This is a genomic window from Tannerella forsythia (assembly GCF_001006485.1).
GTDB classification, from domain to species: Bacteria; Bacteroidota; Bacteroidia; order Bacteroidales; family Tannerellaceae; genus Tannerella; species Tannerella forsythia.
Genome location: NZ_JUET01000134.1, coordinates 111,479 through 126,449 on the forward strand (window position 1 = coordinate 111,479; position 14,971 = coordinate 126,449).

Annotated in this window: 12 protein-coding genes, 1 tRNA gene and 1 pseudogene; 11 read left to right on the forward strand and 3 right to left on the reverse strand. The window is 47.4% G+C overall.

The genetic code is table 11. The features are described from left to right. Nucleotides 1-68 precede the first annotated feature (68 nt). Nucleotides 69-674, forward strand: a complete 606-nt coding sequence (locus Tanf_RS13010; protein WP_046826146.1) for an RNA polymerase sigma-70 factor — start codon at nucleotides 69-71, stop codon at nucleotides 672-674. Between the two features lie 22 nt (nucleotides 675-696). Beyond that, on the forward strand, nucleotides 697-942 hold the full coding sequence (locus Tanf_RS14520; protein WP_080948650.1) for a YegP family protein: 246 nt from the start codon (nucleotides 697-699) through the stop codon (nucleotides 940-942). Here Tanf_RS14520 and Tanf_RS15335 read toward each other — a convergent pair. Next, nucleotides 860-1,051, reverse strand: coding sequence for a hypothetical protein (locus tag Tanf_RS15335; RefSeq protein ID WP_046826162.1), 192 nt, complete (start codon nucleotides 1,049-1,051; stop codon nucleotides 860-862). The genes Tanf_RS14520 and Tanf_RS15335 overlap by 83 nt on opposite strands. A 657-nt stretch (nucleotides 1,052-1,708) precedes the next feature. Here Tanf_RS15335 and Tanf_RS13020 point away from each other — a divergent pair. The 5 genes and pseudogenes from Tanf_RS13020 (at nucleotide 1,709) to Tanf_RS13035 (ending at nucleotide 5,505) form a co-directional block, all read left to right on the forward strand. After that, nucleotides 1,709-2,605, forward strand: a complete 897-nt coding sequence (locus tag Tanf_RS13020) for a DUF1266 domain-containing protein (RefSeq protein ID WP_052449121.1) — start codon at nucleotides 1,709-1,711, stop codon at nucleotides 2,603-2,605. A gap of 84 nt (nucleotides 2,606-2,689) precedes the next feature. Further along, nucleotides 2,690-3,463 (forward strand): tRNA (guanosine(46)-N7)-methyltransferase TrmB, encoded by a 774-nt coding sequence (trmB, locus tag Tanf_RS13025; RefSeq protein ID WP_046826147.1) that lies wholly within the window; start codon nucleotides 2,690-2,692, stop codon nucleotides 3,461-3,463. Further along, nucleotides 3,460-4,566 carry an Mrp/NBP35 family ATP-binding protein gene (locus tag Tanf_RS13030; RefSeq protein ID WP_046826148.1) on the forward strand — a complete coding sequence of 369 codons (1,107 nt, stop codon included), beginning with the start codon at nucleotides 3,460-3,462 and terminating at the stop codon, nucleotides 4,564-4,566. Before trmB ends, Tanf_RS13030 begins: the two co-directional genes overlap by 4 nt. A 343-nt stretch (nucleotides 4,567-4,909) precedes the next feature. Continuing rightward, nucleotides 4,910-5,041: pseudogene (locus tag Tanf_RS16535) on the forward strand (HXXEE domain-containing protein); the annotation flags it as partial. Nucleotides 5,042-5,109: 68 nt separating this feature from the next. After that, a complete protein-coding gene (locus tag Tanf_RS13035) occupies nucleotides 5,110-5,505 on the forward strand; it encodes a hypothetical protein (RefSeq protein ID WP_046826149.1) in 396 nt (131 codons plus the stop codon). A 91-nt stretch (nucleotides 5,506-5,596) separates the two neighbouring features. Here the strand turns inward: Tanf_RS13035 and Tanf_RS13040 are convergent, their stop codons facing one another. After that, nucleotides 5,597-7,300 carry a S41 family peptidase gene (locus Tanf_RS13040; protein ID WP_046826150.1) on the reverse strand — a complete coding sequence of 568 codons (1,704 nt, stop codon included), beginning with the start codon at nucleotides 7,298-7,300 and terminating at the stop codon, nucleotides 5,597-5,599. A 58-nt stretch (nucleotides 7,301-7,358) separates the two neighbouring features. Continuing rightward, the gene (locus Tanf_RS13045; RefSeq protein WP_046826151.1) at nucleotides 7,359-8,336 is read right to left on the reverse strand and encodes an adenosine kinase; all 978 of its coding nucleotides are present in this window, start codon (nucleotides 8,334-8,336) and stop codon (nucleotides 7,359-7,361) included. An 84-nt stretch (nucleotides 8,337-8,420) separates the two neighbouring features. Between Tanf_RS13045 and Tanf_RS13050 the strand changes: the two genes are divergently transcribed. From Tanf_RS13050 to Tanf_RS13065, 4 genes are all read left to right on the forward strand, one after another. Next, a tRNA-Asn gene (locus Tanf_RS13050) sits at nucleotides 8,421-8,494 on the forward strand. 162 nt (nucleotides 8,495-8,656) lie between these two features. Next, entirely contained in the window at nucleotides 8,657-11,662 is a 3,006-nt protein-coding gene (locus tag Tanf_RS13055) for a TonB-dependent receptor (RefSeq protein ID WP_046826152.1), read from the forward strand. A gap of 50 nt (nucleotides 11,663-11,712) precedes the next feature. Further along, nucleotides 11,713-13,044: a DUF4876 domain-containing protein gene (locus Tanf_RS13060; protein ID WP_014226123.1), complete on the forward strand. Its 1,332-nt coding sequence runs from the start codon at nucleotides 11,713-11,715 to the stop codon at nucleotides 13,042-13,044. A gap of 27 nt (nucleotides 13,045-13,071) precedes the next feature. Next, nucleotides 13,072-14,694, forward strand: coding sequence for a DUF6850 family outer membrane beta-barrel protein (locus Tanf_RS13065; RefSeq protein WP_046826164.1), 1,623 nt, complete (start codon nucleotides 13,072-13,074; stop codon nucleotides 14,692-14,694). Nucleotides 14,695-14,971 lie beyond the last annotated feature (277 nt).

Genomic DNA, 14,971 nt, shown 5'->3' on the forward strand with positions numbered 1-14,971 from the left:
CATATGCCCGATATGTTATATATTTGCAGTGAATCATCCGTAACATATCAAGGAAATAAACAAATAACATGAGAGACGATGCATACATTGAAAATCTATTCAGAAAAATAGCCGTTCATGACAGTCGCGAGGCTTTCAAGGAACTGTTTTTTGAATTTTATCCTGCTCTGTGCATCTTTGCACAACGTTACGTAAATGATCCGGAGACTTCGGAAGACATCGTACAAGAGACATTTCTGAAAGTCTGGAAAAATAGGAAAACAATCGATATCCGGCTCTCTTTTCGCAATTTCCTGCTTACCAGCGTTCGTAACAGTTGCACGGATTATCTGCGCAAAGAATCGATTACAACCAAATATACCACCGATCAAGTTGAATTGCCCTCTGTCTCCATGTCACCGGAAGACTTCTATACGTTAAGCGAACTCGAAACTCTCCTCCGCCAAGCATTGGAAAAGTTATCAAGCGATGTCCGCGAAGTATTTGAAATGAACCGCTTCAACGGACTGACGTATCGCGAGATCGCCACACGGCTCGAACTCTCCCCGAAGACCATCGAAGCCCGTATGAGCAAAGCCCTGAAAACCTTGCGCCATGAGTTGAAAGACTATTTTCCGCTGCTGCTTCTGCTCTGTACGCATATAGATGCCATGGGGAATCTCTCTCCGGGATAATTGGGTTAAGTTTATTTAAACAATGACAATAGGAAAATTTGTAATTTCAACCCGAAAGAACAGTGAATTTCGGTTTAATCCGAAAGCTACGAACGGACTAGTAATTGGCAGTAGTCAAATGTACGAAAGTGAAACCTCTTGTGATAACGGTATCAAATCGGTACAAAAGAACACTCCCGATGCAGCTATCGATGACCAAACATGTGTAAAACCTCACATATACGCTCGTTTGTCACCTTCCGGGAATAATCGCCTTCATCGGTATTGAGCAGGATATAGGCGGCACGATAGGTTTGGGACTTGTGAGAGCCTTTGTTGACTATCGCTTCCAATTCTTCCACTTCTTGCTTGCTTAATTTAATGGTGTATCGTATCATGACTTTTTGAAACAAACTTACAAATAATATACGTCATATCAAAATTTACACAACACTAGAATAATCGACAAAATTTATCAATCCGTAAATTCAAATAGCCAATGCAACTATTCTAAGGATGTAGGAAGGAGCTGATTCTTTTCGGGACATTGAAGATAGGAAAATAGCCCCCTCGAAAAGAACAATAAAAGAGCTATCCAGAGTTTAGTAGCTCCACACAAAGGAAAAAACACAAAAGAACTCTCTAAAATCGTTTACAGTATGCTATTGCCATACAAAAAACATGTGCACACCATCACTGTAGATAACAGTAGCGAGTTTGCGGATTATCAAAATTTAGCCAAGGAACTACTACATACACATTTATTTCCCCATCCCCTCCTTGTGCTTCTTAGAAAAAAGGGCTGATCGAGAACACAAACAAGTTTATCAGACAGCACGTCCCACAAAAAGCAAATCTTAACAAACCCAATAACAAAAAAATCAATGAAATACAATATAAAATTAACAACAAGTCAAAATACAAGTTCCATTTTTATCCCCCAAAAGAAATCTTTTTCTTAAATTTGAAGCAAAAAATTACATCCATCAGTTAAAATCGGGAACATAAACAGTTAATAATCAAGAAACATAAAATCAATCTTAAAACATTATCAAATGAAAACTTTTTTCTTTTTTATTCATGCGCTTGCTCAGAGCAATGCTATTCAGTTTAGAGCTGATGAGACCCTCCCCTTAGAGCAGCAAACATCTCCAGATTACACAACGTATGTCTTAATTCTGATCGGAATTATTTTCGTGGGTTATTTTATCGTGACTAAACGGCGTATGTTTGAGTTTATTTTCCGTGCCGCCACAGGAAAATTCAATGTGACCTCCAACAATCCTCTGAGTATTGATAAACAACGTTCAATATTACTTGGAGCCGTCTATTCGTCACAACAGCATGCACGTCTCGACACCCTTAAACTTCATATCGAAAGCAATCGACGCAATATAATCCTCAAAGAATGGTGGGGAATTCAAAATACGGATGACGCATTGGAAACGCTCGACCGCCTGCGGGACGTGGGGCATCGTTATTTCTTCCCTCCCGTAGTCGAAGCAATGAAACAAGCCGGTGATCAAGCAAAAAAAGATATACTTCTTGCTCATTTCAAGACATCCGAAGAAATGGAACGTGCCATTCTTTTTTTGAATAATTTACAAGAGGCCCTGGAAACTATGAAAAAAGAAGGGACCATCACGGATATGGAGGATCTGGCACGAATCGGTGTGGCAGGTTGGGATGTGGCTCGATTGTCATTCATTACCCGTGCTTGTTACGATGCCGGATATATTGATGAGGAAACGGCATGGAGTTACTTACAAGCAGCCGACCAACTCGCTCATGCAACACTCGGATCGTGGAAGGCTTTAGGTGATAGTTATGTCGTAGGTCGATACTTCTGGGGCGGGGTAGACGAAGCTAGTTCACTGATTCATCTATATGCAAAAGAACTTTCCGAAAAACCTCAAAGTCCTTGGAAACGGATTGCGTTCAAAACTGTATAGCCGACGTGTTTGGGTAGGGTTGTCTATCGAAAGGCTTATCTCCCTCCCAAACACATCCGATATTTTTCCGTATCTTTGTGCCTCATGGGAAAAAACAAATTACAAAAGTTTGCGGAGATGGAAGCGTTACCGAACGTCTTCCAATACCCGTATGCAGTGTTGCAGGCCCAGGGAGGCTGTCCGCTGAAAGGCCGTTGGCATGCGGAAGTATTTAAAAACGAATGCCCCATCGTTCTCGAACTTGGGTGCGGACGCGGTGAGTACACGGTTGGACTGGGACACCTTTTCCCCGATAAAAACTTTATCGGAATCGATATCAAAGGTGCACGCATGTGGGCTGGTGCCAAGGAAGCTTTCGATGCCGAAATGAAGAATGTTGCCTTTTTGCGCACCGAGATCGAACGGATCAGTCATTTCTTCACCCCCGGCGAAGTCGCCGAGCTATGGCTCACCTTCCCCGACCCACAGATGAAGAAAGTGAACAAACGGCTTACAAGCACGCGTTTCATGCGTATGTACAGTGAAATACTTCGTACGGACGGCCTCATTCATCTCAAAACGGACAGTCATTTTATGTTCACCTACACGACTGAGATGATAAAGTCTAATGACTTACCTGTCCAGGCATGCACGGACGATCTATATCATTCGGGTGCTGCCGACGATATCCTGTCCATCCGGACATATTACGAACAACAGTGGATTGAACGGGGGTTGAATATCAAATATCTCCGCTTTGTCTGCCAACCGCGCGAAACGTGGATCGAACCTGACGTAGACATTGAACCCGACGCCTACCGCAGCTACAACAGAAGCCGGCGCGGAGGCTCACAAGTACACAAACAAGATAACATATGACACTCTATCCGAAATTAATTTTGGAAGCGCTCGAAAAAGTGCGCTACCCGGGCACCGGCAAGAACTTGGTCGAAGCCGGAATGGTCGAAGACAACATACGCATCGAAGGCTCCAAGGTATCGTTTACACTCATCTTTGAGAAACCGAACGATCCGTTTATTCAATCCGTTGTAAAAGCGGCCGAAACATCGATTCTCACCTACATCTCCCCGGAGATCGACATCAAAGGAAATATCTCGGTTAAGGCCCTGCAGGAAAAACGTCCGGAGCCTGACAAGCTGCTTCCCGATGTAAAAAATATCATCGCCGTGGCCTCCGGAAAAGGCGGAGTAGGCAAAAGCACCGTCTCGGCCAATCTCGCGGTAGCGCTGGCCGCTGAAGGATACAGCGTTGGACTGCTGGATGCCGATATTTTCGGACCATCACAACCCAAGATGTTTAACGTCGAAGATGCCCGCCCGGTACTTGAAAAGGTAGGAGGGCGCGATCTGATATGCCCGGCCGAGAATTACGGTGTAAAACTGCTCTCCATCGGCTTTTTCGTCGACCGTAATAACGCCGTGCTGTGGCGTGGCGCCATGGCCTGTAATGCGCTCAAACAACTGATTGCCGACGCCAACTGGGGAGCACTCGATTATCTGCTGATCGACCTCCCGCCGGGCACAAGCGATATTCACCTGACACTCGTGCAGACACTTGCCATTACAGGCGCCGTCGTTGTGAGTACCCCTCAGCAAGTCGCTCTGGCCGACGCACGCAAAGGAATCAGCATGTTTCTAGGCGAAAAGGTGAATGTTCCCGTATTAGGTCTTATTGAGAATATGGCATGGTTTACCCCGGCCGAACTGCCGGAAAACCGATATTACATCTTCGGAAAAGAAGGATGCAAACAGCTGGCCGAAGAGCTGAACGTACCGCTACTCGGACAGATTCCCCTTGTGCAAAGCATCTGCGAAAGCGGAGATTCCGGCGCACCGGCTGCCTTGAACCCCGATACAATCACGGGGGCCGCTTTCCGTCAACTGGCCACAAACGTCGTAAAACGGATCGAATATCGTCATAAACATTTGGCACCGACTCAGCGGGTCATCATCCAATCGTAAACAAATCACAGGAACAGGCGCGTCAAAGGCGTATCGCGAGCAGGCTGGCGTGGTTTATTCCTATAGAAATAAGGGTACTGTTGAATATATACAGTCAGTTTATTGTTCAGTTCACAGTATCTTTCTGTCTTATAAAAAAACGATGTGGCAAGTTTTTCAATGACAGGTAGAATGTTTTGCAAAAAGTTTCTATCTTTGTGGCTGAAACCAACGGCGATGATTATGTCAATAACAAATGCTATAACAGCCCAAATCGAAAGTGCTCGACAAGGAAATCTTTTTTTGTATCCGACTTTGCCAAATCCAGAAATGATGTATTTATCAGTCGTGTCTTATCCGAACCTATGCCCTTGATGAATTTTCAAAGGCTTCTATCCTATCTCCTTTGCAGATGTTTTTATGGGCAGTAATCGGCATCGTTCTTACTGTATATCGTTTATTCTCCGCATTTTTCTTGATGAGCAGGTGTCAATGACGACAAAGATAAACATTGAATAAAAACATCAACAACAATTAAATAACATCGATAAATAAAACAATAAAATGAAAAAGATCAGTTTATTCTTAGTGCTCGTTTTTATTTGCTTATCAGCATCAGACAAACAAGAACAGAAAAGTGTTATGGATATATTAATAAGCAAGGAATGGAATATGCAGGGGATGAGTGACAAAACATTTTCTGAAAAATATACACGAACTGAAAAATATGCTTATTTCAACGGTCAACTTCTCGGCATACAGGACTATTACTTGTCCGACACCATTGACGGCGCATTTAATCCAAAGAAAATCGGTTTAGCTAAAAATGGCAAGTATATTATTAGCAAAACAAAAGATTCTTCAATTAGCACTTTCGAGATTTACGAAATCATCTCTATCTCAAATGATTTTCTGGAAATAAGGTATATCGAACATACTCATACGTTGAAATTCAAGTAAACGATTATAATCGGGAAGGAATCTTTCTCTGAGATGCCTTTATGATGGCATTTCGGAGAAAGATTCTTATAGAGAGTGTTCATTCTTTCTTTCAGCCCGCACGATCTGCAACCGTACCTGTCTCTTTTTCCTTCTCAGGCTTGGGAGCGCTCAATGTCTGACGGTACAACGCCTCATTAGTCAGCACTTCCAACGCTTTCTGCAAGGCCTTGTCGCCTTTCAGGTTCTCGATAAGCTCTCCCTCCTGATAGTAATACCGCTTGACAATCTCGGTCGTAATAAGCTTTTTAATATCCTCCTTATACCGTTCGAGGTCACGATCCAGATCAGGCTTAAGTTGCGCTTCGAGCGCCGCAAAAACCGTTGTGTCTTCTTCTAAATACCCTTCAAATTCAGCAACTTCTTTGAGGTTCTTTAAGGCCTTCTCGCTCTGCCGGTCGTACGTAAACTTCGCATCTTTCAAGCGTTGTTTGAAGCCTTCGTAATCAACGTCCGGATAAACGAACTCTTCAGCCGGTGCGATCGTCGGATGCGCCTGCACCCAATCGGTGACGTAGTCAAACAACGTAAAGTCGTTCAATAAATAATACAGCATGGTTGGTGTTTTCTTCTCCTCCACTTCAAAATCAGGGCGAACACCTCCACCGTCGCGTACGGGACGCCCTTTCGAAGTATAAAAAACAGATGTCAAGCTGTCGGGGATGGCCGAGACACTCCCGTCGGTATGGCGATGAGCATAGTCCATATGCTGAACACATCGTCCGCTGGGAATATAATATTTACTCATTGTCACTTTAACATTTCCGTCGTAAGGCAGGTTACGTGTCGATTGCACCAGCCCCTTCCCGAACGATCGGTTGCCCACCAGCACCGCACGATCCATATCCTGCAACGCCCCGCTGACGATCTCGGCTGCCGATGCCGAACTTCCGTTAATGAGCACCACCATGGGAATGACCGTATCGATCGGATCGACCGTAGTACGATACGTGCGATCCCACTGTTTGATTTTGCCTCGCGTCGAAAGGACCTCCCGCCCCTTCGGCACGAAATAATTCACGATCTGAACGGCACTGGGCAGCAACCCTCCGCCATTATCGCGCAGGTCGAGAATCAACGAGGTAATCTGATGACGATTTTTCAGGTCTTCAAAAGCCTCTTTCACCTCCTGCGCACTCTTTTCCCTGAACCCGTCAAGGTAGATGTATCCCGTGTGATCGCCATAAACACCGTAATGCACAACTTGTTTAATTATCACTTGTTTACGTATCACTTCGAACTTGCGCGGTTTCTTTTCGCCCGGACGCTGAATTTTCAGGACGACTTTCGAGTTAGGCACACCTTTGAGCAATTCGCTCACCCGTTCGCTCGTCGCCTTCGTAACATCAGCCGTGTCGATGCCCAGAATCCGGTCACCGGCCTTGAGTCCGGCCAATGCAGCAGGCATCCCTTCGAACGGTTCGGTGATGATTACTCCCCCGTCACGCGAACGGATATAAGCCCCTACTCCGCCGTATTCACCGGTGATCAACATTTTCATATTGTCCATCTCCTGCTCGGGAAAGTATTCCGTGTACGGATCCAGACCTTTCAACATGGCATCGATGCCACGTCTCACCATCTTATCGACCTCGACCGAGTCAACGTAAAACATATCGACTTCTTTCACCAGTGCATTGAGAATCTCCAACTGTTTACTAACCTCAAAACGGTTCCCCTGCTGAGCGTCGAGTCCGTGAACTCCTCCCAATGCCAGCAAAAGGGAAAGGAGCAGTATATTTTTTAATCGTGACATGTACTGTTGTGTATATTATAAATGTATAAGGATGCAAAAGTAGGCATTTTCGCCACGCCTATGATATGATCTCACCTACTTTTAACTTTATTTGTTGCCAACGATCGGCCGGGATTTGCGGCCCGACGGTTTCAACCACATGAGAGGCCATCACGGCACCGATCGAAGCCATCTGCTTCAATGAGAGTCGTTGCGAATACCCGTACAAGAATCCGGCGGCAAAGTTATCGCCCGCTCCGGTCGTATCGACAGGTGCATGACTTAAGGCCGGTACATGTACTGTTTCGCCCTGGTGTCCGGCCAATGCTCCGTCTCTCCCGATGGTCACTACCGAATATTCAACATCTTTCATGATCTCACGAATGGCCTCAGCCGGAGCAAGGCCGGTATAAGCCTCGGCTTCGCTATCATTCGAGAAAAGAATATCTACATATTCGGGAATGACCTGATGCAACATCTCATGAAACCCGTGAACTATATTAAAGTTCGACAGATCAAGTGCTATTTTCAGTCCCAGCTTCTTTGCGCGACGCAGGATCGGATGAAACAGCTGCTCGTTCGAGATCAGATAACCCTCCATATAAAGACAGTCATACATACGTAATACGTCATCTGTAATCTCTTCGGCCGTCAGTGTGGCCGCGGGACCGAGAAAAGTCGCCATCGTCCGTTCGCTGTCGGGCGACATCAACACCGTGCAGCATCCCGATATACCGTCCGTTTGCACGATATGCGGTATCACACTGGCATCGTGTATCGCCGTTGTATAAAAACGGCCGTTCGCATCCGAGCCTACTTTACCTATATAACCGACCGAAGCGCCTAACAATGCAAGCGCACGCATCGTATTACATACCGATCCGCCCGGAGCCTCCGAACGTTCCAGTCCCGACTGTTCACGCTGAATCGATCGCATCGTTGCTTCGTCGATCAAATCCATCGCGCCTTTCTTCATCCCGATAGTTTCCAGCGTTGTATCAGTCTCCAGACGCAACAAAACGTCGAGTAATGCATTCCCAATTCCAATAATTTTCATCTACTCAAAAAAATTTTTGCACAAATATATTGCATATTTCGAAAATAGCCGTATCTTTGCACCGCAATTTTAAGAGAACAACACTCTTCCTTAGCTCAGTTGGTTAGAGCATCTGACTGTTAATCAGAGGGTCCTTGGTTCAAGTCCAAGAGGAAGAGCAAACGAGAGGGTGTGTTAAGACGCAATATGTTTTGGCACACCCTCTTCAGGTATGTAAGAAAGGATAAAATTCGGGGGCGTTACGGAATAAATTATCCCCATTATTGGGGATTTGAGCATACGGCTGGGGATGCTATCTTTGCAATCTGATTATAAAAGCCATGCGTGGATATATTATTGGGGTTATCATATGGTGCTCGGTCTGTACACAGGGTTTGTTCGGCCAGACGTTCACAATAACGGGTAAAATACTGAACAGCAAAAGTAAAGAGGGGGTGGGTTTTGCTGCCGTCTCGTTTGCGGATAATCGGTTGTGGACAGTGGCCGACGAGGCGGGACGATTCGTACTGAGAGATGTTCCCGGCGGCAAGACTGTATTGCTGGTTCATTGCCTCGGGTACGTCACAAAATCGTTCGATATCGAGGTCAAAAACGATATGCCGGAGCTTGTATTTCTGCTCGCGGAAGAGAATCTGGCGCTCGACGAAGTTGTAGTCACGGCGCGCCAGAAACCTCGCGAGTTGACAACATCCTATACCATTGACCGTACGACGTTGGACCATGCACAGATAACGAATGTGGCCGACATCCTCTCGTTACTGCCAGGTGGAAAAACACCTATAAATCAAAAACTTACAAAAGATCAACGTTTTGTATTACGGGCATATGGAGGCGAGAAAGGGAACGCTTCGTTCGGAACGGCCGTCGAGGTCGACGGAGTGCGGCTGCAAAACAACGCAGCCTTCGACGAGACGAGAGGAGTCGATGTGCGGAGCGTCAGCTCAACGAATATCGAATCGGTCGAAATCGTCACGGGTATCCCGTCGGTCGAGCATGGCGACTTAACGAATGGATTAGTGAAAATCCACACGCGCAAAGGGAAGACGCCGCTGACAGTCGATCTATCGACCTCGCCCGTAAACAAACAGGTAGCCGTCAGCAAGGGCTTTTCGCTCGGCAGGGATGCAGGCACGCTCAACACAAGCTTCGAGCATACGAAATCCGTTTCCGACCCGGCTTCTCCATACACATCATACACACGCAATGTGTTTACGACGAACTATTCACATACGCTAAACAAAAGCCGGGGAATGCCACTCTCATTCGATCTGGGGCTAGCGGCCAATATCGGCGGCTACGATTCAAAAGCCGACCCCGATGCTTTCAAAGAGACATACACGCATATGCAAAATAACAGTCTGCGAGGGAGTGTAAGCGCCAAATGGCTGCTTAACAAGGCATGGATCACGAATTTGGAGTTCTCCGGATCGGTCAGTTATTCCGACCGGCTATCGAAGTTAAACACGAACAGAAGCAGTTCGTCGTCGCAAGCCTCTCTCCATTCGTTGGAACAAGGATATTTCATCGCAACGAACTATGACGAAAACCCGGATGCTCCCGTCCTCCTGCTTACGCGCGGTTACTGGTACGTGTTACAATATCACGACAGCAAGCCCGTTCACTACGCAGGTAAGATCAAAGCCGACTGGCAGCATCTGTTCGGCTCCCTCTCGCACAAACTCATAGCCGGTGCCGAACTGAGTAGCAGCAGTAATAAAGGGCGGGGCGTTTACTACAACGATCTGCGCTATGCCCCGACATGGCGTCCGTACCGTTACAATGAAAAACCGTCCGTGAATAACATTGCCTGGTACATCGAAGACAAACTGAGCCTGCCCCTCAGGCAGAACGCCTCGCTGCTTGAAGTAACGGCCGGCATACGCACGGACATGACGATGATCCGCTCTTCAGCCTACGGTACCGTACAGAGCATCTCGCCCAGAGTCAATGCCAAGTGCACCTTGCGCAAAAATGCAGACGGCATGCTCAGCGACTTCAGCCTCTACGCAGGATGGGGAAAGTCCGTCAAACTCCCCTCGCACGAAGTGCTTTATCCCAGACCGACGTATTCCGACGATCTGGCTTTCGCCCCCGGCGCCATGGCCGACGGCAGCACGTTTTATGCCTACTACACCACCCGGACACTGCCTCGCCACAACCCCAACCTGCGCTGGCAGCATAACGAACAGTATGAATTCCGTACAGAGCTTTCCATCAGCGGTGTAAAGGTTCATCTTTCCTTCTTCCGAAGCCAAACCGTCGATCCGTATATCTGTACCCTCGAACATACGCCTTACTCTTATCGGCTGACCGATCAAAAAGCGCTTGAACAGAGCACCATTCCGTTACAAAACAGACAATATACGATCGACAGGGAGACGGGGCTCGTCACCGTCTCGGACAAGACCGGCGCACACAGCAGTCATGCGCTCGAATATACGACACGCGATACGTATAAGACCAACTACGTCTATCGGAACGGATCGCCCATCGAGCGAAACGGCATCGAATGGAAAGTCGAATTCCCACGCATCCCCTCTGTCAGAACAAGGTTTCTCCTCGATGGAAATTACTATCGCTACAAAGGAGTAGACGAAACGCTGATCGCATCAGTTCCCGCACAGTCCATGACGGACAATACCCCGTTCAGGTACATCGGCTATTACGTCGGCTCGTCGACCACCGCCACTTCGTACCGCACTGGAGGCAGCATTGTATCAAGCATTCAGCCGGCGTCTCCTTCCGTCTCGAACGGGGGAATCTCCGAAGAAGTGAACCTGAACGTTACGACCGAAACGCATATCCCCGCGATCCGAATGATCTTTACCGTAAAACTCGAAGCGTCGTTATATCAATACAGTCGCCGGCTCAGTCAATACAAGGGGCGAAACTACGGCTTCGTAATGAGCAAACCGGAGCATCTTTCAGGCGAAGATACCGATATTTATCAGGGGGATGTCTATGTAGGTACTTATCCGCTGTATTACTCGACGTGGGAAGATCCCGATACGAAGATTCCTTTTGCCGAGAAATTTGCATGGGCGAAAGAAAACGACAAAGAATTATACACCGAATTGGCCAAAATGGTACTCAAATCGCCAACAAATTATTTTTTCAATCCGAACCGGATATCGCCGTACTTTTCTGCAAATATCCAAATTACGAAAGAAATCGGCAAATTTGCAACCATCTCCTTCTATGCCCACAATTTTTTCAACAACATGGGAAAAGTAAAGTTCTCGGAGAATCATATGGAGACCTCTTTATATGAAAGCGGGTTCATTCCGCAATTCACCTACGGACTGTCGCTGCGACTGAAACTATAACGAATATGATCTTAATTTTATATGTATAACTAATTAAAAAACAAGGTAAGATGAAGAAGATTTTTTATTTGATGATCAGTGCGCTGATTTTGTGCACGTCATGCAAGGATGATGAGAAAGATTTCCAAACCTTTGGAGTCAAAATCCAACTGGCTTATCCGCAAGGAAGCCCGTTTAAGCCCACCGAAGGCATAGAAGTAACCCTGACCGACATCAAAGGCTCGGCCTTGAAAGAAAAAACCGACAAGACAGGAACGGCCTCGTTTAACGTACCTTCCGGCGTTTATAAGGCATCGGCAACCGATACGCGTCAAAGCGGCGGCCATTCGTATATCTATAGCGGAATCACGGAAGAATTCACGATCTCGGCAGCTACATCGGCCAACCTGTTTGTGCTAAACCTTTCGGAGTCAAAGAAAGGACAGGTCGTAATCAAAGAGCTGTATATCTCAGGATGTCCTAAGGACGACGGGTCGGGAAACTTCAGTATGGATCAATATGTGATTCTATACAACAATTCCGCCCAACCGGCCAGCCTCGACAATCTATGCCTCGGGATGACATTCCCTGTGGCGAACTCCTTTACTCCCAATCAGGACTATAAAGGTGGTAAACTGTTCTATGAAAGCGAAGGATGGGTTCCTGCAGGCAACGGAATCTGGTATTTCCCAAAAAACGTAACGATCGAGCCGGGCAAGCAAATCCTGATTGCCTTAAACGGCGCGATCGATCATACAAAGACATATACGAAGTCGGTCGACCTCAGCAAGCCGGAATACTACTGTGCATACGATATTTCCGTATACGACAACACCTTTTACTATCCGGCACCTTCGGCCGCTATTCCGAGTTCGCATTATCTCTCGGCCGTAAAATACGGAATGGGTAATGGTTGGCCGCTGAGCAATACAAGCCCTGCCTTCTTTATTTTCACCACAAAAGACGTCACTCCTGCGGCCTTTGCCAACGATAAGAACAACCTCAATTACTACCAAGGCAAAATAACTCCGGTCTATGCACGTCTGAAAATAAAAGACGAGTGGGTGCTCGACGGCATCGAAGTATTCAAAGTCGGTCAAAAAAACAATCAAAAGCGTCTGACGGCAAAAGTAGATGCCGGATACGTCAATCACCAAAACGCGAAGGGCTATACGCTGTATCGCAACGTCGATCCGGATGCTACGAAGGCCGTGCCGGGCAATGAAGCGAAACTCGTATATAAATACGACAAAGGCACCGAAATCGACGGCAAGGCCAGCACCGACCCGAGCGGTATCGATGCCGAGGCATCGCTCAAGAAAGGGGCACGTATCATCTATATGGACAGCAACAACTCGACGAAAGACTTTCACCAGCGCCGGCAGTCTTCGTTGAAAGACTAATCGTGGAAGAGACACATGATAGACCGTATGCAGAAACGATTTTATATACGCATGCTGATGTGGATAGGCGGAGTGTTAAGCTCCGCCTGCATCGCAGCGCAAGACACGACGGGATACCCCGGACGGATCGATTACGGTTATATCAAACGTTCCGATGCGCGGCTTACCGGATACAATGCAACGGGTATCCGGTATCTGCCCGTCGGGAAGATGGCGGTGGCCGATGTCTTTGCCACAAAGGAAAACGGTGGGTTTATCAATTATCATCAGTCGGACGACAGTTACACGCTCGGCGCACAGACCGAGTCGTTCTTCCGTCTCTCGCCGCAAATCGTCTTCTTCGGAGGTATATGCTACCGGTATTTCACAGGCAAAGCTATGGGGGGGTCGGCCTTTATCGATCCTTACGAACAACCTTTCGACATTGTGGAATACACCGATACGACACGCGGCGTCAAAAACCTCGAAACGTACCGTTTGGCCGGAGCGATCAGCACCGACCTGACCCATCGGGTGACACTAAGCGCGAAGGTAGATTATCATGCCGCCAATTACGCCAAACAAAAAGACCTGCGCCATAAGAACAGGCTGCTCGACATGTCGGTCACAGCCGGAGCTTCATGGCGTCTTCACGAAACGGTCGAGCTCGGAGCCAATTATTTCTATCGCCGCAGTGTAGAAGGACTTAATTTCAACGTATATGGCACAACCGACAAACGATATTACTCTCTGATCAGCTATGGCGCGTTTTTCGGTGCCGTCGAAGAATTCGGAGAAACCGGCTACACCCAAAAGAATGACAATACCCCCATGTATAACCGTTACCATGGCGCTTCGGTACAACTGCATATCAATCGCTCGGCCGATTTTCGGATGTCTCACGAACTGACGTACAAGCAGCGTGAAGGCGGGTATGGCAGAAAGGCTTCGGCAAAGGTGCTGCACAGCCGACATCATTCGGATATCTGCGAGTACAACGGGGCATTTCTGCTGAAAAGAGGTTCCGCCCATCACCGCCTCGACTTACATCTCGAAAACGAAAGTCTCGAGAACCTCGAAAACGTCTACAAACATGAAAGTCGGCCGGGCGGCACGACCGTGATCGTATATTACGATCCGCTGAAAGTAGCCGACAAGCAACGACTGAACGCGAGCATCGGCTATACGGCCGATATCGGAGTGCGGAATTTCAATCCGCAATGGACGTTTAAAGGAGGCATCGACCTGTATCAACGAAAGCAAACCCTGTCGCTTTACCCTTATTACCGCAAACAAACGATCCGTTACGTACATTACCACGCCACCGCCGTGCGTAACCTCGTGCGAGGTAAGAACGAGTACGGTATTTCCCTCGGCGCACGCTATACCTCGGGCGGAGGAACGATGGCTAAAGACGGTCAGTACGCAACGCCCGGCGAAGACCAGACCAAACCGAAATACAACGAACTATACCTCGCCCGCGAATACGAATACCTTACGGCCGCGCAGATCAGAGGCAACGTAGCGCTCCAATATTCGAGGGTTCTCGATGCGAACGGTACCCGCGGCTATGTGGCAATGAACGGTACGCTGACTCGGGGATTCAACGTGAAACACCTCGAAGGCAATCGCTTCGTCTCGCTCACCCTTCGCTTCGGATGCCTCTTTTAACGGATATTCCGCGATAGAGGCTTTTCGGTTCTGTCATCGAGATAAATCACAACTGTGATTTATTAAAAACAATTTGCGGGAGATAAATCTTCACACAGATTTTTTCGTTTTTCCGCTCTTCCCCCTTTGAAGGGATAACATCCCCCCTTCGCTCCGCTCTTCCCCCCTTTGAAGGGGGGGTGGGGGGGGATGTTCCTCAGCGCTCGGATACCGTGTACCACGCATAACAATTAACCATTGACAATTAACAATTAATTTGTCATTCAGAGCGTAAGGA